An 18329-nucleotide genomic window follows, 5' to 3' on the forward strand; every position below is an offset into this window, starting at 1 on the left:
CCTCCGATACTGCCCCTCTCCCCGACCCTCTCCCCGCAAGCGGGGAGAGGGAGAAGAAGGGAATGAAAAATACCGGCATCCCCGCCAACCGCATCGTGTTCAGCGAGAAATTCGCGTGCCCCGTCTCGGGCTTCACCATCGCCGAGATCGAACCGCGCCTCTTCTCCTTCAACGCCCCGCAAGGCGCGTGCCCGGCGTGCGACGGCCTGGGCGAAAAGCTGCTGTTCGACGAGGACCTCGTCGTCCCCAACCACGCGCTCAGCATCAAGAAGGGCGCGGTCGTGCCGTGGGCGAAGTCCAACCCCCCAAGCCCCTATTACATGCAAGTGCTGGGCAGCCTCGCGCGCGAATTCGGCTTCAGCCTGGATACGCCGTGGGAGGATCTGCCGGGCGAGGTGAAGCTCATCATCCTGCACGGCACGGGCGGCAAGCCGGTGACGCTAACCTTCATCGACGGCAAGAAGTCCTATGACGTGAAGAAGCCGTTCGAGGGCGTGATCGGCAATCTCAACCGCCGCATGCTCTCGACCGAAAGCGCGTGGATGCGCGAGGAACTCGCCAAATATCAAAGCAGCGCGCCGTGCGAAGTGTGCGGCGGCGCGCGCCTCAAGCCCGAGGCGCTCGCGGTCAAGATCGGTATGCGCGACATTTCCAGCGTCACGCGCCTGTCGGTGGTCGACGCGCTCGCCTGGTTCGAATCCGTCCCCGCCGATCTCACCGACCAGCAACGCGCCATCGCCGAGCGCATCCTCAAGGAAATCCTCGAACGCCTCGGCTTCCTCAACAATGTCGGGCTCGATTATCTCAACTTGGATCGCACCAGCGGCACGCTGTCGGGCGGGGAATCGCAGCGCATCCGCCTCGCCAGCCAGATCGGCAGCGGGCTGTCGGGCGTGCTCTATGTGCTCGACGAGCCCAGCATCGGCCTGCACCAGCGCGACAATGACATGCTGCTGAAAACGCTGCGGCGCCTGCGCGACCTCGGCAACACCGTGCTGGTGGTCGAGCATGATGAGGATGCGATCCGCACCGCCGATTATGTCATCGACATGGGGCCGGGCGCGGGCGTCCATGGCGGCGCGATCGTCGCGCAGGGCACGTTCGAGGAAGTGCTCGCCAACCCCAACAGCATCACCGCCGATTATCTGTCGGGCAGGCGCGAGGTCGCGGTGCCCACCACCCGGCGCAAGGGCAATGGCAAGAAACTGACCGTCCACAACGCCACCGCCAACAATCTGAAGGGCGTGACGGCCAGCCTGCCGCTCGGCACCTTCACCTGCATCACCGGGGTCAGCGGCAGCGGCAAATCGAGCTTCACGATCGACACGCTCTATGCCTCCGCCGCGCGCGCGCTCAACGGCGCGCGGGTGCTGGCGGGCAAGCATGACAAGATCACTGGCCTGCAATATCTCGACAAGGTCATCGACATCGACCAGTCGCCGATCGGCCGCACCCCGCGCAGCAACCCCGCCACCTATACCGGCGCCTTCACCCAGATCCGCGACTGGTTCGCAGGCCTGCCCGAGGCGCAGGCGCGCGGCTACAAGCCCGGCCGCTTCAGCTTCAACGTCAAGGGCGGGCGCTGCGAGGCGTGCCAGGGCGACGGGCTGCTCAAGATCGAAATGCACTTCCTGCCCGATGTCTATGTGACGTGCGACGTGTGCCACGGCGCGCGCTACAATCGCGAGACGCTGGAGGTGAAGTTCAAGGGTAAGTCGATCGCCGACGTGCTCGACATGACGGTCGAGGATGCGGTCGAATTCTTCAAGGCCGTCCCGCCGATCCGCGACAAGATGGCGATGCTCGCCGAAGTCGGCCTGGGCTATGTCAAGGTCGGCCAGCAAGCGACGACGCTGTCGGGCGGCGAGGCACAGCGCGTCAAGCTCGCCAAGGAACTGTCACGCCGCGCTACGGGGCAGACGCTGTACATCTTGGACGAGCCGACCACCGGGCTGCATTTCGAGGACGTGCGCAAGCTGCTGGAGGTGCTGCACCAACTGGTCGAGCAGGGAAATACGGTCGTGGTGATCGAGCACAACCTCGATGTGATCAAGACCGCGGATTGGGTGCTGGATCTGGGGCCGGAGGGCGGCGTGAAGGGCGGGGAGATTGTGGCGCAGGGGACGCCTGAGGTTGTGGCGAAGGCTGAGGGGAGCTTTACGGGGCGGTATCTAGCGCCGTTGTTGGGGAAGCGTTGATGACGAACGGGTTGCCGCAGCGTATCTTTTGCACCAATATCAGACAATAGCCGTCTGCAACAATTAGGCGGGCGCAGGCTTCAGTCGGGACATGGCATGGCGAGCATTCTGGGCTTTAGGGTTCGAAATTTCCGAGCCTTAAAGGACATAACTTTCGGTCAGTTATGGAACGCGCGGGAAAAGTCAGATCCACTCACTCCGTTAACAGCCGTCATCGGGAAAAATGGCGTTGGTAAGAGCACGCTCTTCGACGCCTTTGGATTTCTTTCCGATTGCCTCAGGCTCGGCGTGGAGGAAGCGTGTGACCAACATAATAGAGGCGGCTTCGACCGCATCAGGTCACAGGGGAGTTCAGATCCGATTGAGTTTGCGATATACTACAGAGAAGATGAGCGTTCGCGACCAATTACTTATGAAGTCTCATTCGATACCGATAATGTCGGACGGCCGTTCGTAAAATCGGAACGACTGCGTCAGCGACGTGCCAATCAATCGCGCGGCTGGCCATTCTCATTTTTGATTTTGAATGATGGCAAAGGAGTTGCATGGCGTGGTGACTCCTTTGGAATTAGCCTTCAAGATGAGAACGAGCTAACACTCGAGCAATTGTTGGCCAAATCCGATGAGGAGTCTCCGGATACTGAAGTGGTCGAAATGGACGATATTCGCCGGCTAGGTATCGCCACTCTCGGCTCGTTAAGGCAGCATCCTAGAATATCTGCCTTTAGACGGTTTATTGAGGGTTGGCATCTAAGCTATTTCACCCCGGATGCTGCCCGAAGCCTGCCTCTCGCGGGTCCGCAGCGACATCTAAACGTCCACGGCGATAACCTTGGTAATGTCGTTCAATTTATGGAGCGTGAGCATCCTCGAAAATTTAGAGAGGTACTATCCGCGATAGCAAGCAAAATTCCCGGTATAGATGCGATCGATACGCATCGTACCGAGGATGGGCGTCTATTGTTGCGTTTCAACGACGCAAGCTTCGAAGATCCATTTTTTGCACAACAGATGTCAGACGGGACTCTTAAGGTATTCGCCTATTTGCTGTTACTTGAAGATCCTTCGCCTCCTCCGTTTTTGTGCATAGAAGAACCAGAGAACGGTTTATACCATAAGCTGCTTGATGCTCTAGCCCACGAATTTCGAACTCATGCAAGATCAAAAGGGCGAGGTTCACAGATATTTTTGACTACTCATCAGCCCTATCTTGTGGACTCTCTAGGACCAGATGAAGTTTGGGTAATGGAAAAAGGCGGTGATGGATTCTCGACTATAAGGCGCGCGTCCGATGACCCCCTGGTTCAAAATATGATAAATGAAGGACTGCCGCTTGGCGGTCTTTGGTATAGCGATTACCTGGATGTTCGTTGATGCACGTAGAATTCTTAATTGAAGACGCCTCGGGAAAGGCGTTTCTTGAACGCATAATTCCATTAATTATAGGTAATAATGATGTAACCTATAGAATTCACGGATATCGTGGCATTGGGCGAATTCCTCCGGGTCTGGCAAGCAGGATAGATCCATCAAAAAGAATAATATTGGATCAGCTTCCTAGAATTTTAGCAGGTTATGGGAAGACGCCATATATTGATGCTGTCGTAGTTATAATTGATAACGACAATAGAGATTGTACTGCATTTCTCGCAGAGCTAAATCGATTGGCCCGACACGCTGCGCCAATGCTCCGCGTGTTATTTCGTTTGGCCATAGAAGAAATGGAAGCGTGGTACTTCGGAGATATTGAGGCCGTCCGAGCTGCTTACAATAACGTGAATACAGCGGTTGTTCGCTCGTATACGCAAGACTCTATTTGTGGTACTTGGGAACGCATGGCGGATGCGATAACTCCTGGCGGATCTTCACGGGTTATTTCTCAAGGATGGCCGGCGTCGGGAATTTTAAAGGCAGAGTGGGCCGAAAATATACCGCCGCATATGGATGTAGAACGTAATACATCGCCCAGCTTTAAAAAGCTTCGTGATGGCGTGCGAGCATTGATTAGTGCTTAGCATCCTAGAAATTACGGTGACAGTTTTCTAAATTCCCAAACCCTTTGCTCCGTCCGCCCAACAACCCGCATCCCCCGCCCAGCCCAAGTTCCAACACTCGCGGGCACCCGCAAGAACAGCCAATCCGGGATCGCGCCATAAAAGGGCGAGCTGTCGTCCAGTACGCGCACGTCCGGCTCCGGCCAGCGGAAGCCGACCCCCCCCGGCTCAACCCAGCGCCGACAGCGTCATGCGCAAAAGATGCGACGATCCGTGCTGACGGTCAAAATCGCCTACAACCCCACCGCCTTGCGTAACGCGGCATTCATCCGCCCCTGCCAGCCCGCCCCATCGGCGCGAAAGCGCTCGATCACGTCGAGGTGGAGCCGCAGCGCCGGCGCTGCAAGCCTACCTCCCCGCAATCCCCTTCTTCCCGCTCCGCTTCTGCGCTATATTCCCCACATGGCCAAGCTCTCGCCCATTGAGTCCGAGTTCGAGTCGGCCGAAGCGGCCGAAGCGCATGATCGCTGGGTACGCGAGAAGGTGGCGCAGGCGCTTGCCGACCCAGCACCCAGTATCCCGCACGATCAGGTGATGGCCGACCTCCAAGCCGTTCTCGACGGACACGCGCCCCGCTGATGCTGCGGCTGGTCTGGCGTCCAAAGGCGCGCCGTGACCTGCTCGACATCGCCGCCTTCATCCGCCAGCGCAATCCGGTCGCAGCGCAACGCCTGGCCGCCTTGATCCGCGATGCGGCGGAACGCCTGCCGGAACATCCGTACGTCCACCGCCCTGGCCGGGTGCCCGGCACGCGCGAGGCGGTGGTCCACCCCAATTACATTCTGATCTATCGGGTTCTGGCGGACACCGTCGAGGTGATCACCGTCCTCCACGCCCGCCAGAAATATCCATGAACCCATGCTGCCGCTCGCCACGACCCTTCGCATCGGCCGCGCCATGCGACCAGTCCTTCGCGCCTGTCCTACACACCCCCGAAACGCTATGCTCCGCCACGTTCTTTTGACAGCACCGCACCCCCCAGTTTCGCCCGAGCCACCGGGTGCTGTGCGAAGTGATTTCGCCTAACTTTCCCCTAACCTTCCGCAGCGCAGCACGCGCGCTCGCGGAACGGCCCCACCCCAACCAGCGCCGGGTGAAGGGGAGGGGCATTGTGCGCGCGCCCTACCGGTGCAGCGTCCTGATCGCATCCACAATCACTTGCGGGCTGTGCAGGCCCTTATAGACCGGCGGCGGGGTGCGATCGAGCTTGAGCAGCGTGTACACCGCCGTCATCGCGCAGCGCACCGAATATTCCACGGTGAACACCACGTCGTCGGGTTGCTCGGCATATTGGCCGAGAAAGGCGAGATTGGTCGATCCCGCGGGCACTACCTTGGGCCGGTCCTTGCCCGTGCGTACCATGAACTGGCTGGTGATATAGGGCATGGCGCAGGGGATGCAGGTCGAGGCCGCCATCACCGCCGCCTGGTCGGCCGCGCTGAAGTGCAGATGGCCGAGCACTTCCTCCAGAATCTCCGCGCCCGTGCAATCGACCATGCGCTTCTTGACGTAATCGCCGATGCGATCGTGGAACAGGCCGTAGCCCCACCATACCGACACGCCCTCGGGCTGATCGGCGAAGAAGGGCTGGTGATAGATGGACAGCGTGATCAGCCAGCTCGAATCCTTGAAGGTGATCAGCCCGCCCGTACCGGGGGCGCTGCCGCTGAAGCGCTCCATCAGTTGCAGGAACAGCGGGTCCTTGACCGTGACGGTGTAGGAAATCCACGAGCTTTCGGCGATGTTGCCGTTGAACGCGGCGGGGTTGCCGAAGGCGGGGCGGCCTTGCGCGAGCTTCTCCCAGAGTTTCCACGCGCCCGAATGGTTGCTGGCGTCGAGGCCGGGGGCCTTGGTCATCGATCCGAATGCCTTGTCGGCGGTCATCGATCCATTGGTGACGAACACGCAGTCGCCGGGCGCGACCGGGATCGCCTCGGGGCCGTGGTCGGTAAGGGTGGCGATGCTGGTGACGGTGATCGCCTCGCCGCTCGCAAAGCCCAGATCCTCGACCCGCACGCCGAAGCGGAACTGCACGCCGCGTTCCTTCAGCCAGTTGACGATCGGCACGGCGAAGCTGTCATATTGGTTGAGCAGGCTGCGATAGATGCCCTCCTGCGTGTCGATCGTCGAGAAATGGTGGACGAAGCGCTGGAGGTAGCGCTTGAACTCGATCGCGCTGTGCCACGGTTCGAAGGCGAACAAAGTACACCATTCGAACCAGAAATTACTCTGGAAGAAGTGCGGCTGGAAGCAATCGATGATGCGCTTGCCGTCGAGCAGTTGCTCGGGCTCGGCCATGATCTTGACCAGGTCGATGCGGTCGCGCTCGGTAAAGCCCATGGTGTGGAAATCGGGGATGCTGCCGTCGCGATTCACCAGCCGCACCTTGTTGTGCCACGGCCACTCAGCATTGGCGCGGTCGGTCTCCTCGCGCACCGAGATGCTCGAGTCGCTCGCCGAGGGGATCGAATCGAGCAAGTCGAAGGTGCATTGATACATCGCCTCGAACATGCGGCTGCCGCTCATGAAATAGCCGTTTTCGGCATCGCCATGCGCATCGAACGCCCCGCCGAACTGGTGGCTTTCCTCCAGGATCACGATATCCTTGCCGACAACCTGGCCGTCGCGGATGAGGAAAACCGCACCGGCGAGGGAGGCGATGCCGCTGCCGACGAAAGTGTATGTGCTCATGGGAATGCGATCCTTTGTGCTGCCGGGCCGCCGTTTACCAGCGGTCCCGCGCGCACGATCAGCCTCGGAAACTACGCAGATAAGCCCTGTGAAAGGGCCGGATCGCAACCTTTTCGTGCGCGGCGCATTACCCGTTCTACGATACAGGAGGATCTCGACATGCGCGCATTCACTCTGGGTTTGATCGCCGCCTCGACGTTGGTGGCCGGCTGCACCGAATATGGCGACGGGCCGCGTCGCGGTTATGGGGATGGCGGCTATTCGCGCTACGATTACGATCGGCCCGATCCCGCGTATAACGGGTATGACGCGTCGCGTTATTACCGCGACGATCCGCGCCGCTATCAGGAGCGCCGCCTCAGCTCGAACGACCGCGTCTATCGCGGCAGCGACGGGCGCTATTATTGCCGCCGCAATGACGGCACGACCGGTCTGATCGTCGGTGGCGTCGCCGGTGGCGCTTTGGGCGCGGCGATCGCGCCGGGCGGCTCGGGCGTGCTCGGTGCGCTGCTCGGCGGCATTGGCGGGGCGCTCGCGGGGCAGGCGATCGACAAGAGCGATAATCGCGACGTGCGCTGCCGCTGACGCGATTGGGCCGGGCGAGGGGGTTCCCTCGTCCGGCTCGCGCAAACTTGTGCGGCTGGATTGCGCAGCCGTAATCCGCATCCCATATCGCTGCGCATGAGCGAGAACCCAATGGTGTGGCACGGCACCACGATCCTGTCCGTGCGCAAGAATGGCCGCGTCGTCGTCGCCGGAGACGGCCAGGTGACGCAGGGCCAGACCGTCATGAAACCCAATGCCAAGAAGGTCCGCCGCCTCGGTGACGGATCGGTGATCGGCGGCTTTGCCGGCGCGACCGCCGATGCCTTCACGCTGTTCGAGCGGCTTGAGCGCAAGCTCGAGCAGCATCACGGACAATTGCTGCGCAGTGCGGTCGAACTGGCCAAGGACTGGCGCACCGACAAATACCTCCGCAATCTGGAGGCGATGATGATCGTCGCCGACAAGGATGTAACGCTGATCCTGACCGGCAATGGCGACGTGCTGGAGCCCGAGGCGAGCCCCAATGGCACCGTCGCGGCGATCGGATCGGGCGGCAATTATGCGCTGTCCGCCGCACGCGCGCTGGTCGATTACGAAGCCGATGCCGAGACGATCTGCCGCAAGGCGATGGCGATCGCGGCGGAGGTGTGCGTCTACACCAACGACCGGCTGACCGTGGAGAGCCTCGCGGCATCTGCCTGATGCGCGTCGCCCCGGCGGAGGCCGGGGCCGCTGGCAAATAGCACGCGCCCTAATATCATAGCGGCCCCGGCCTCCGCCGGGGCGACGGAACCTTTCCAATGAACGAAGCCCTGACTCCCAAAGCCATTGTCGCAGCCCTCGATGCGCACATCATCGGCCAGGCCGACGCCAAGCGTGCGGTCGCGGTCGCGATGCGCAACCGCTGGCGCCGCCAGCAGCTCGCGCCCGAATTGCGCGACGAGGTCTCTCCGAAGAACATCCTGATGATCGGGCCGACCGGCTGCGGCAAGACCGAGATCAGCCGCCGTCTCGCCAAGCTGGCCGATGCGCCGTTCATCAAGGTCGAGGCGACCAAATTCACCGAGGTGGGCTATGTCGGTCGCGACGTCGAGCAGATTGCGCGCGATCTGGTCGAGGAAGCGATCCGGCTCGAAAAGGAACGCCGCCGCGCGGCGGTGAAGGACAAGGCCGAGGAAGCCGCGATGGCGCGGCTGCTCGACGCGCTGACCGGCAAGGGCGCGAGCGAGGCGACGCGCGAGGCGTTCCGCCAGCGGTTGCACGACGGCCATTTGCGCGACACCGAGATCGAGATCGAGCTGGAAGCGCAGCCCAACATGCCGTTCGAACTGCCCGGCGGCGGCGCGCAGATGATCAACCTGTCCGAAATGATGGGCAAGGCGTTCGGCAACCAGCAACTCAAACGCCGCAAACTGACCGTGCCCGCCGCCTGGGACAAGCTCGTCGAGGAAGAGGCCGACAAGCGCCTCGACCAGGATGAGGTCAGCCGCGCCGCCTTGGCCGACTGCCGAGGCGAACGGGATCGTGTTCCTCGATGAAATCGACAAGATCGCGGTGTCCGACGTGCGCGGCGGTTCCGTCTCGCGCGAGGGCGTGCAGCGCGATTTGCTGCCGCTGATCGAGGGCACCACGGTCGCGACCAAATATGGGCCGATGAAGACCGACCATATCCTGTTCATCGCCAGCGGCGCGTTCCACGTCGCCAAGCCGAGCGACTTGCTGCCCGAGCTACAGGGCCGCTTGCCGATCCGCGTCGAGTTGAAGGCGCTGACCGAGGACGATTTCGTCGCGATCCTCAGCGACACCAAGGCATCGCTGACGCAGCAATATGTCGCGCTGATAGCGACCGAAAATGTCGGCGTGAAATTCACCGAAGACGGCATTCGCGCGGTCGCGCGCATTGCGGCGGAAGTGAATGGCGAGATCGAGAATATCGGTGCGCGCCGCTTGCAGACGGTGATGGAAAAGCTGCTGGAAGACGTCAGCTTCAACGCCGAGGATCGCGGTGGCGAGACGGTGGTGGTCGATGCGGCTTATGTCGAAACGCATCTGGCGAGCATCGCGCGCAACACCGATCTAAGTCGGTTCGTGCTGTAAGAGAGGGGAGGGTGTCCCGACCCTCCCCGCTTTACTCGCTCTTAACCCCGCTCTTCCCCTTGTCCCACGGCACGAACGCGCCGAGGCGGCAGCGCGGGCCGGGGATGCCGAGGCCGGAGCGCTCGAGCGTGTAGAACAGGTCGCCGCGACACAATTGTCCGCCAAACACCTCGGTCACTACGATCACGTCGTCGTCGAGCCCCGGGCACGCATCGGGCAGGTCGTTGCGCCAGATGCGTCCGCCGTCGCGGTATAGCAGCGTGTGATCGTCGATCACCTGCGGGCTGCCGATCCGGCTGGTCGACAGGCACGTCTCGGGCTTTCCCGCGACGCGCCCGGCCAGGGCCTTATCGAGATCCTTGCTGTCCGACGCCACCATCGTGGCCAGCGCGGACACGAGCAGCGCGCTGCGGATCATGGTTTGCGGTAAGGGATGAAATCGCCAAAGCTGCAGCTGCCGCTCGGGATATGGCTGGTCAGATCGACCGTGCGGACGATATCGCCGCGACAGAGCTGGCTGCCGAAGGTCTTGGTCACGATCGCGTCGCCCCGCCGCAGCCCGAAGCAGCCGCCGCCGGTATCGGTGCGCATGATGTCGTTACGGCCGTTCTTGTACAGGATCGTGTCGCCGACGCGGGTAGTGTCGCGGTAGCGGATCGGGTCGATGCAGGTCTGCGGCTTGCCCGGCACCAGCCCGGCGAGCTGCTTGTCGAGTTCGGCTTTGTCCTGCGCGGCCTGGCGCGTCTCATAGCCCTTGGTATCGGCGGAAAGTGCGGCGGTCCCGCCGATCAGCAGCGCGGCGGGCAGGAGGAATCGGTACATGGCAACGGTCCTTTTCACAGCATCTGCCCCCGTCGTTTGTTTACGCCATTTCGCGGTCAAAAAACATCCTTTGCCGCGCGACGCTCGGCCAATTGCTCGGCGGAGGAAGCGCGCAGGAACGGGTTGGTGGCCAGTTCCAGGGCGATCGTCGTCGGCACGGTTGGCTCGCCCGCAGCACGCTTGGCGTCGACGTCCTTCATGCGTTCGGTGACCGCCGCATTGTCGGGCTCGGCAGCGGCGGCATAGCGGCCGTTCGACTGGGTATATTCGTGCGCGCAGAACACGATCGTCTCGGGCGGCAAAACGGCGAGGCGCTGCATATTGGCGTACATTTGCGCCGGGCCCCCTTCGAACAGGCGTCCGCACCCCATTGCGAACAGCGTATCGCCGCTGAACAGCAACGCATCGTCGGCCATGTGGAACACGATATGCCCCGCGGTATGCCCCGGCGTTTCGATCACGCGCGCGACATGGTTGCCGATCTTGACGCTGTCGCCCTCACGCAGGCCGTAATCGAGTGTGGGGATCTTGTCGGCTTCGGCAGCGGGGCCGCTGACCGTCGCGCCAAGCGCCTTGATCTCTGCATTGCCATTGGTGTGATCGGGGTGCCAGTGGGTGTTCCAGATCTGCGAGATGGTCCAGCCGCGCGCATTCGCCGCCGCCAGCACCGGGGCGGCCTCGCTCGGATCCACCACGACGGTTTCATTGGCAACGGCGTCGTGCAGCAGCCACACATAATTATCGTCGAGCGCGGGCACGCGGACGATGTCGAGCGTGGTCGCCATTACCATTCTCCGGTGTTGGGCATCGACGCCCAGGGTTCGGCGGGGGGCAGCACGCCGTTCTGCAGCAATTCGATCGAGATATTGTCGGGCGTGCGCACGAACGCCATGTGGCCGTCGCGCGGTGGGCGGTTGATCGTCACGCCGCCATCCATCAGGCGCTGGCACGTCTCATAGATATTCTCGACCTGGTAGGCGAGGTGGCCGAAATTGCGCCCGCCCGTATAGGCTCCGGGTCCCAATTGTGCGTCAGCTCGACTTGCGCGTCATGGTCGCCGGGCGCGGCCAGAAAGATCAGCGTGAAGCGGCCCTTCTCATTGTCGAAGCGGCGCACTTCCTCCAGCCCGAGAAGTTTGAAAAAAGTCGATCGTCGCGACCGGGTCGGTCACGCGAATCATCGTGTGGAGATATTTCATCGGCGCACTCCTACAGGCTTTGCCGCCCAAATAGGCATGCACGGCGGCAAGCGCCAGCTACGGTTTGGCGTCGAATTGCGTCAAGGCGGCCGCCGCGGCCTTTCCGGGCGCGCTGTCGGGCCGCAGCGTCACCGCCTGATGCCAGGCCGCTTTGGCCCCGGCTTCATCCCCGGCCAGTGCGGCGATGTTGCCCGCCTCCAGTTGCACCGCAGGGTCGTCGCCGCCCAGCCGCAAGGCTTCGGCAATGTCCTTCTTGGCGCGCGGCACTTCCTGCATCCGCCGCGCGAGCGTTGCTGACAGCAGCCAGGCCAGCGGATCGGTCGGCACTTCGCTCAGCGCATGGTCGATATCGTCGCGCGCATTTTCCATGTCGTCGCCCGCCACCATCGCGCGCGCGCGGTCGAGATGCGCCTCGCCCAGCGACAGGCCAGTCAGCGTGCCGGTGGCGAGCGCGGCATCGAGCGCGCTGCGCGCCTTGGAGGCATCGCCTGCCGCCAGCCAGGCATTGCCCGCCTGCGCCCAGTAATTGACGGCTTGCTTGTCCTTGGCCCGTTCCGCGCCGGTCGCCGCTTTCTCGAAGGCGGCAGCAGCAGCGGACCAGCGTTGTTCGCGGCTATAGGCCATGCCCAGGCACTGGCTGGCGAGAAAGTCGCCGCCCGCCAACGCCCATTGCCCCGCTTCGGCCTCGGCGGCGGCGGGGTTGGTGGTCGACAGCGCCAGGCAGCGGTCATAGCGGTCGCCACTGGGGGCAGCGGGGCCGGTCGGCCCGGTGGCGGTGCTTTGCGCAAGCGCTGCGGTGGCAAGCAAAGACAGCAGGATCATAAGGCGCGCGTCACATCCTCGACCGCGGCGATCAGCAAGGCGAGGTCCGCCTCGCGCGACAGCCGGTGATCCCCGTCCTTGATCAGCGTCACCTGCACCTTGGCTGAACGGATCACCTCGGCCAGGCGGATCGTCCGGTTGGCGGGCACCTCGGCATCGGCCATGCCGTGCAGCAGCCGCACCGGCACGTCGATCGGGAGGCCTGAGAACAGCACGCGATTGGCCTCGCCCGATTGCCAGAAAGCGCGGGTATAGACCATCGGCAGATCGGCATAGCGCCCGACCTTCTCCAGCCGGCCTTCGGACAGGATCTGCAGTTTCTCGTCGACGGTGAAGCCCCAGTCGGTGAAATCGGGCGCGGGCGCGATGCCGACCAGCGCCGCGACCTTGTGCGGATGGTCGCGCGCGACCAGCAGCATCAGCCAGCCGCCCATCGATGATCCCACCAGCACGGCGGGGCCTTCTAGCTGATCGAGCATCGCCAGCACATCGTCGCGCCAGCCGGCGAGCGTCTGTTCCTCAAACGCCCCCGCGCTTTGTCCGCACCCGCCATAATCGAAGCGCAGATAAGCGCGCCCGCTGCGCTTCGCCCAGGCTTCGAGCGCCAGCGCCTTGGTGCCTTCCATGTCCGAACCATAACCGGGCAGGAACACGACGGTGGGGCCGGTGCCCTCGGTCAGATGATATGCGAGGGCGGGGCGGACGGGGGGTCGATGTGTCGGTCATGGCGGCGGGCTTAGCCGAAGATCGGGGTGGGGGAAATCGGGGTTTGTTCGCCACCTCCTGGCGTCCCCGCCGCAGCAAGGACGCCGGGGGGCGGGGAGACGCTATTTCCCAGCTACAAACGCGACCACTGCCGCCTTGAACGCCTCGGGCTGGTCGAGCATCACCATATGAGCACTGTCGCCGATATCGACATAGGTGATGTGCGGTGCCGTAGCATAATGCTTGCGATAGAATGGATCGGCCATCGCCTTGGTCGGCCCGCCCGCGTTCCACGGATACAGCAAGGTCATCGGCGTCGTGATCGACGCCAGTGCCGGGCGCAGATCGGTGGTCAGATCCTCATACATCGCTTGCGCCGTTACGCGCGGATCGGCAGCCTTGGCCCAGGTGGTCATGCGGGCGATACTGGCGGGCTTGATCGCCAGGCCGCGCGTCTGCGCCGCCACCGCCGCATCGCTCGGCACCGTTCCATAACTGGCGGCGATAGCGTCGCGCATTTTGGCGGCTTGCGGCGCGACCATTGCAGGGGGTGGGGTCGATCCCTGGCGGAGCCATCAGCACCGCGAAATAGGGGAGCGAGTCGACGATCATCAACCGCGCGAGGTCCGCTGGATGCGCCTTGGCCAGCATCAGGCCGACCAGCCCGCCCATCGAATGGCCGATCACCAGCGTGCCGTGCAGCTTCTCACGCGTAATATAGCCGTCGAGATCGGCGACGATGCCGTCGAGTACGCCCGGCTGCAAATTGGCCCCGGGATCATCCCCGCCAAAACCGTTGACCTGCACCAGGATGACGCGGTGGGTCTTGGCCAGTTCGGGTGCAACATCGTCCCACACCGCGCGCGGGGAGGCGAGGCCGGGGATCAGGATCACCGGACTGCCCTTGCCCATGGTGACGATCGAAATGTGCGGCAGGCGTAGCTCGGCCGTCGTCGCCACCTGTGCCCCCGTCGGGGCGGCCTGCGTCGGCGTGGCGGGCAGCAGCAGCGCCAGCGCGGCGATCAAAGCGGTTTTGCGGGCAGACATCATGACGCGTCTCCTTTGGAGGGACTGACGAAAATCGCTTCGATCGGAAGCGCGAACAATTCAGCGATGCGGAAGGCGAGCGGGAGCGACGGATCGTAGCGCCCGGTCTCGATCGCGTTGACGCTCTGGCGCGACACCTCCAGCCGCTCGGCCAGGTCGCCCTGGCTCCAGCCTCGCTCCGCGCGCAGCACCTTGAGGCGGTTGATCATGTCGCAGTGCTCGACGTCAGGCGGTCGCGCAGACTCATCCCGCACTGAACCAATCCGAAGGCACCGCACCACAATGGGAAGGCGAGGAACGCGGGTGGCTGGTCGGTAAGCCCGCCATTGGCGAGAAAGCCCCAGACCGTCAGCACGGCCAGCAATACCGCCAACCCCCCAAGCATTGCCTTTACCAGGCGTTGACGCAGAAACTCGTCGCGCTCCTCGACAAGGTACAAACCCATGATCGCAATCACGCCGAGCAAGGGCAGGGACGGGGCAACCGCAAGCGCGGCCAGCGCGATCCCGGTCGGGTGCCAGAAACGGATCAGATAGGTCGCGGCGAACAGCACAAGGACATAGCTGAACATCGTCGGAATAAACCGCACGACGTAGCGCTGCTGCGCCGGATTGCGCTTCTGCATGGAAAGCATCCTTTCACTCTTGTGAAGGGAGCTTTACAGTCAAGGTTCCTTGTCTGTCAAGGAGCCTTGATAGGGCCGGTAGCGAGTTCGCTCAGACTTTGATCTTAGCCGCCACCGCCTCCGCCACCTTGATTCCGTCCACCGCCGCCGACAAAATCCCCCCGGCATATCCAGCGCCTTCGCCCGCCGGGAACAGGCCTGCGGTATTGAGGCTCTGGAAATCGTCGCCGCGCGTGATGCGCACCGGGGCCGAGGTGCGCGTCTCGACGCCGGTCAGCACCGCGTCGGGATGGTCATAGCCGGGGATCTCACGCCCGAACTGGACCAGCGCTTCGCGCATCGCGGTGATCACGAATTCGGGCAGGCATAGCGACAGGTCGGTCATCGTCACGCCGGGGCGATAAGAGGGGGTGACGCTGCCAAGCTTGGTCGAGGGCCGCCCGGCGAGGAAGTCGCCGAGCAATTGCGCGGGCGCGTGATAATTGGAGCCGCCCGCGACGAAGGCGCGTTCCTCGATCTGGCGTTGCAGCGCGATTCCCGCCAGCGGATGCTCGGGATAGTCGCGCTCCGGGTCGATGCCGACCACCATTCCCGAATTGGCGTTGCGTTCGTTGCGCGAATATTGGCTCATGCCGTTGGTGGCGACGCGGCCTTCCTCGGAGGTGGCCGCCACCACCGTGCCGCCGGGGCACATGCAGAAGCTATAGGCGGTGCGCCCGTTCTTGGCATGGTGCGAGATGTGATATTCGGCCGCGCCCAAAATCGGGTGCCCGGCATTGGGGCCGAAACGCGCCTGGTCGATCCACGATTGCGGATGCTCGATGCGCACGCCGATCGAGAAGGGCTTGGCCTCGACATGCACACCGCCTGCATGGAGCATGTGGAAGGTATCGCGTGCGCTATGGCCGACCGCGAGCACCACCTGTTCGGCGGCGAGATAATCGCCGGTGTGCAAATGCAGCCCGCGCACGCGCCGTGTGCCGTGCTCGTCGGTGGCGACATCGATGCCGTCGACGCGGGTCTGAAAGCGATATTCGCCGCCCAACGCCTCGATCGTCGCGCGCATGCTCTCGACCATAGTGACCAGGCGGAAGGTGCCGATATGCGGGTGCGCCTCGGTCAGAATTTCGGGCGGGGCACCGGCTTTTACGAATTCGGTCAGCACCTTGCGGTCGAGGTGGCGCGGGTCTTTGATCCGGCTGTAGAGCTTGCCGTCGGAAAAGGTGCCGGCGCCGCCTTCGCCGAACTGCACATTGCTTTCGGGGTTGAGCACGCTGCGCCGCCACAGGCCCCAGGTGTCTTTGGTGCGTTCGCGCACCACCTTGCCGCGATCGAGGATGATCGGGCGGAAGCCCATTTGCGCGAGGATCAGCCCGGCAAACAGCCCGCACGGGCCGGCGCCCACGATCACCGGGCGCGGGCCGCTCCAGCCCTCGGGCGCCTTGGCGACGAATTTGTAGGCGGTGTTGGGGGTCGGCTGGACATGTTTGTCCTTCTTGAAGCGCGCCAGCACCGGCGCTTCGTCGCGGACGTTCACATCGACCGAATAGACCAATTGGATGTCGGTCTTGTCGCGCGCGTCATGCGCGCGGCGGGCGATGGTGTAGCGCACCAGATCGCGCGGGGTGATGCGCAGCCGCTGGCGGATCGCTGCGGCGAGTTCTTCCTCGGCATGGTGGAGCGGGAGCTTGAGATCGGTGATGCGCAGCATCGCGCCGCCATAGCCGGGAAGCGCGGTTTCGGGAACTGGGCCTCTGTATCCTCCCCGTTCCGGGGAGGATACCGTCAGATCACATATTCGACCGTGCGGCGCTGCAGTTCGTCCGCCATCACCGCTGCGCGCTTTTCGACGATGCGCTTGTTCAGGCGCAGCACGGTCTGGCTGCCGGTGGTCTTGAATGCGGCGGGGACGACGGCATGGACGAGGCAAGCGAGGCCGCCGCCGATCAAAGTCACGCCGAAGCGGGAAGCAACACCGAAATGCTCGGCATAGCTTTCGCCGACCGAGGCGGGGTGATCGAGGAACAGACGGCGAAACATAAGGCGGCTCCTTGGTAACTCAGGCGAATCTGGGCGCAATCTGCGGCAACATGTCGGCGGCCAGTTGGCTCAGCGTATCGTCTCGTGCCCCCATTACCACAATTCGGTCGCCGGGTCGCGCTTGCTCGACGAGCCAGACAGCGGCCTGTGCGCGATCGGCGATGTTGTGGGCTTGCGCGCCGATGTCGCGGGCGATGTCGGCGCTGGTCACCTCCCGCGCCACCGTCCCGCCCTGATAGACCGGATCGGGCAATACCAGCAGGTCATCGTCCCCGAGCATCCGCTGGAACATCGCGACCAGTTCGGCGCGCATCACTTTCAGCGGGCCATAGCCATGCGGCTGGAACAGCACGAGCAAGCGCCCCGGAAAGGCGTGCAGCGTCGCCAGCGTCGCCGCGATCTTGTCGGGGTTGTGCCCGAAATCGTCGATCACGGTGACATCGGCGCTGGTCCCGACCAGTTCGAAGCGGCGCTTGAGACCGGTGAAACCTGCAATCGCTGGGATCGCCTCGGACAGCGGCACGCCCGCCGCGCGCGCCGCGCCCAGCGCCGCCAATGCATTGGCGACATTGTGCCGCCCCGGCACTGACAACCGCACCGGATGCGCCGCGCCATCGACGTGCAGATCGAAGGTGATCGCGAAGGGTTCGGGCTGGAGGTTGTGCGCGCTGAGATCGGCGTCGGCTTCGACCGCGAAGGTGACCAGTCGCGCAGAACCGAGCGCCGCCGCCAGCGCCGCCGCCTCGGCATCGCCGACATTGAGGATGGTCGTCTCCGCTTTCGCTGCGAAATCGGCGAACAGCGCGCGCAATTCCTCCAGAGACTTATGGTCGAGGCTGACATTGTTGAGCACGGCGATTTTGGGCGTGTAGAGCGCGATCGAGCCGTCGCTCTCGTCGACTTCGCTGACGAACGCGGCACCATCGCCGACGAGCGCGCTGGCAAACGGCGCGTCGGGCGACGCGAAATTCTTCATCACCGCGCCGTTCATAACCGTCGGATCGCGCCCGCAGGCATGGAGAATCCAGCCGATCATCCCCGTCACGGTCGATTTGCCGCTGGTGCCGGCCACGCCGATCGGCAGGTCGCTCGCGTTGAACAGCGAGGCGAGCAATTGCGGGCGGCTCAGCCGCTGCGCGCCGACGCGATCGGCGGCGACGATATCGGCGACGCTCGCTTCGACCGCCGCCGAGGCGACCACGATCTGTTCGGCCGAGGTGACGCCGGAGCCGTCCTGCGGGAATAGCGCCACGCCCTTGGCGGCGAGATCGGCGAATTTGGCGGGCAAGCGCCCGGCATCGAGCGTGCGGTCCGACCCCGCGACGCTGGCCCCGCGCCCGGCCAGGATCATCGCCAGGGGCATCATGCCGCTGCCGCCAATGCCGACGAAGAAGTATGATTTGCCGTTGCTCATAACAGCGGGCTATCGCGGGTCGTCGGAAAGCACCACCCTCCCGTTCGTTTCGAGCGCAGTCGAGAAAAAC

21 protein-coding genes and 2 pseudogenes are annotated in these 18329 nt (G+C 63.5%); 8 read left to right on the plus strand and 15 right to left on the minus strand.

Annotated elements, in window-relative coordinates; translation table 11 throughout:
• The 3 genes from uvrA to NW75_RS23510 form a co-directional block, all read left to right on the plus strand.
• Positions 1-2198 (plus strand): excinuclease ABC subunit UvrA (gene uvrA, locus NW75_RS05585; protein WP_033964251.1); only part of this gene is annotated, 2198 nt, incomplete at its 5' end.
• Between the two features lie 96 nt (positions 2199-2294).
• Positions 2295-3572 carry an AAA family ATPase gene (locus tag NW75_RS23505; RefSeq protein ID WP_081988641.1) on the plus strand — a complete coding sequence of 426 codons (1278 nt, stop codon included), beginning with the start codon at positions 2295-2297 and terminating at the stop codon, positions 3570-3572.
• Positions 3572-4213 carry a DUF4276 family protein gene (locus tag NW75_RS23510; protein WP_081988642.1) on the plus strand — a complete coding sequence of 214 codons (642 nt, stop codon included), beginning with the start codon at positions 3572-3574 and terminating at the stop codon, positions 4211-4213. Before NW75_RS23505 ends, NW75_RS23510 begins: the two co-directional genes overlap by 1 nt.
• 272 nt (positions 4214-4485) lie before the next feature.
• Here the strand turns inward: NW75_RS23510 and NW75_RS23515 are convergent, their stop codons facing one another.
• Positions 4486-4614: a BrnA antitoxin family protein gene (locus tag NW75_RS23515; protein WP_081988643.1), complete on the minus strand. Its 129-nt coding sequence runs from the start codon at positions 4612-4614 to the stop codon at positions 4486-4488.
• Positions 4615-4654: 40 nt separating this feature from the next.
• On the opposite strand from NW75_RS23515, the gene relB reads away from it, so the two are divergent.
• Positions 4655-4831, plus strand: a complete 177-nt coding sequence (gene relB, locus NW75_RS23520; protein WP_081988644.1) for a type II toxin-antitoxin system RelB family antitoxin — start codon at positions 4655-4657, stop codon at positions 4829-4831.
• Positions 4831-5106 carry a type II toxin-antitoxin system RelE/ParE family toxin gene (locus tag NW75_RS05590; protein ID WP_171010531.1) on the plus strand — a complete coding sequence of 92 codons (276 nt, stop codon included), beginning with the start codon at positions 4831-4833 and terminating at the stop codon, positions 5104-5106. The genes relB and NW75_RS05590 overlap by 1 nt, the downstream gene beginning before the upstream one ends.
• Positions 5107-5374: 268 nt before the next feature.
• Here NW75_RS05590 and NW75_RS05595 read toward each other — a convergent pair whose 3' ends face one another.
• Complete coding sequence (locus NW75_RS05595) at positions 5375-6943, minus strand: oleate hydratase (RefSeq protein ID WP_033964239.1); 1569 nt, start codon at positions 6941-6943, stop codon at positions 5375-5377.
• Between the two features lie 159 nt (positions 6944-7102).
• Here NW75_RS05595 and NW75_RS05600 point away from each other — a divergent pair, with 159 nt between their 5' ends.
• The 3 genes and pseudogenes from NW75_RS05600 to hslU all read left to right on the plus strand — a co-directional run bounded on the left by NW75_RS05600 (position 7103) and on the right by hslU (position 9586).
• On the plus strand, positions 7103-7528 hold the full coding sequence (locus tag NW75_RS05600; protein WP_171010532.1) for a hypothetical protein: 426 nt from the start codon (positions 7103-7105) through the stop codon (positions 7526-7528).
• Positions 7529-7624: 96 nt separating this feature from the next.
• A complete protein-coding gene (gene hslV, locus NW75_RS05605) occupies positions 7625-8191 on the plus strand; it encodes an ATP-dependent protease subunit HslV (protein ID WP_033964240.1) in 567 nt (188 codons plus the stop codon).
• Between the two features lie 98 nt (positions 8192-8289).
• A pseudogene (gene hslU / locus NW75_RS05610) lies at positions 8290-9586 on the plus strand (ATP-dependent protease ATPase subunit HslU).
• Between the two features lie 31 nt (positions 9587-9617).
• Here the strand turns inward: hslU and NW75_RS05615 are convergent.
• The 13 genes and pseudogenes from NW75_RS05615 to NW75_RS05670 form a co-directional block, all read right to left on the minus strand.
• On the minus strand, positions 9618-10004 hold the full coding sequence (locus tag NW75_RS05615; RefSeq protein WP_052192245.1) for a hypothetical protein: 387 nt from the start codon (positions 10002-10004) through the stop codon (positions 9618-9620).
• A complete protein-coding gene (locus NW75_RS05620; protein ID WP_052192248.1) occupies positions 10001-10408 on the minus strand; it encodes a hypothetical protein in 408 nt (135 codons plus the stop codon). The genes NW75_RS05615 and NW75_RS05620 overlap by 4 nt, the downstream gene beginning before the upstream one ends.
• Positions 10409-10464: 56 nt before the next feature.
• Entirely contained in the window at positions 10465-11193 is a 729-nt protein-coding gene (gloB, locus tag NW75_RS05625; protein ID WP_033964241.1) for a hydroxyacylglutathione hydrolase, read from the minus strand.
• A pseudogene (locus tag NW75_RS05630) lies at positions 11193-11606 on the minus strand (VOC family protein). The gene gloB and the pseudogene NW75_RS05630 overlap by 1 nt, the downstream one beginning before the upstream one ends.
• A gap of 57 nt (positions 11607-11663) precedes the next feature.
• Positions 11664-12428, minus strand: a complete 765-nt coding sequence (locus NW75_RS05635) for a hypothetical protein (RefSeq protein ID WP_171010533.1) — start codon at positions 12426-12428, stop codon at positions 11664-11666.
• On the minus strand, positions 12425-13081 hold the full coding sequence (locus NW75_RS05640) for an alpha/beta hydrolase family protein (protein WP_231564979.1): 657 nt from the start codon (positions 13079-13081) through the stop codon (positions 12425-12427). The genes NW75_RS05635 and NW75_RS05640 overlap by 4 nt, the downstream gene beginning before the upstream one ends.
• A 174-nt stretch (positions 13082-13255) precedes the next feature.
• Positions 13256-13549 (minus strand): alpha/beta fold hydrolase, encoded by a 294-nt coding sequence (locus tag NW75_RS25980; RefSeq protein WP_231564980.1) that lies wholly within the window; start codon positions 13547-13549, stop codon positions 13256-13258.
• Positions 13494-14183: an alpha/beta fold hydrolase gene (locus NW75_RS05645; protein WP_231564981.1), complete on the minus strand. Its 690-nt coding sequence runs from the start codon at positions 14181-14183 to the stop codon at positions 13494-13496. The genes NW75_RS25980 and NW75_RS05645 overlap by 56 nt, the downstream gene beginning before the upstream one ends.
• On the minus strand, positions 14180-14389 hold the full coding sequence (locus NW75_RS05650; RefSeq protein ID WP_033964242.1) for a helix-turn-helix transcriptional regulator: 210 nt from the start codon (positions 14387-14389) through the stop codon (positions 14180-14182). The genes NW75_RS05645 and NW75_RS05650 overlap by 4 nt, the downstream gene beginning before the upstream one ends.
• Positions 14386-14805, minus strand: coding sequence for a hypothetical protein (locus NW75_RS05655; RefSeq protein ID WP_231564982.1), 420 nt, complete (start codon positions 14803-14805; stop codon positions 14386-14388). Before NW75_RS05655 ends, NW75_RS05650 begins: the two co-directional genes overlap by 4 nt.
• Positions 14806-14896: 91 nt before the next feature.
• The gene (locus tag NW75_RS05660) at positions 14897-16516 is read right to left on the minus strand and encodes an NAD(P)/FAD-dependent oxidoreductase (protein ID WP_033964244.1); all 1620 of its coding nucleotides are present in this window, start codon (positions 16514-16516) and stop codon (positions 14897-14899) included.
• A gap of 74 nt (positions 16517-16590) precedes the next feature.
• On the minus strand, positions 16591-16845 hold the full coding sequence (locus NW75_RS05665; RefSeq protein ID WP_033964245.1) for a DUF6356 family protein: 255 nt from the start codon (positions 16843-16845) through the stop codon (positions 16591-16593).
• 19 nt (positions 16846-16864) lie between these two features.
• A complete protein-coding gene (locus tag NW75_RS05670) occupies positions 16865-18259 on the minus strand; it encodes a glutamate ligase domain-containing protein (protein ID WP_033964246.1) in 1395 nt (464 codons plus the stop codon).
• Positions 18260-18329: the final 70 nt, after the last annotated feature.

Source organism: Sphingomonas sp. Ant H11 (assembly GCF_000797515.1).
In the GTDB taxonomy this organism is placed as follows: domain Bacteria; phylum Pseudomonadota; class Alphaproteobacteria; order Sphingomonadales; family Sphingomonadaceae; genus Sphingomonas.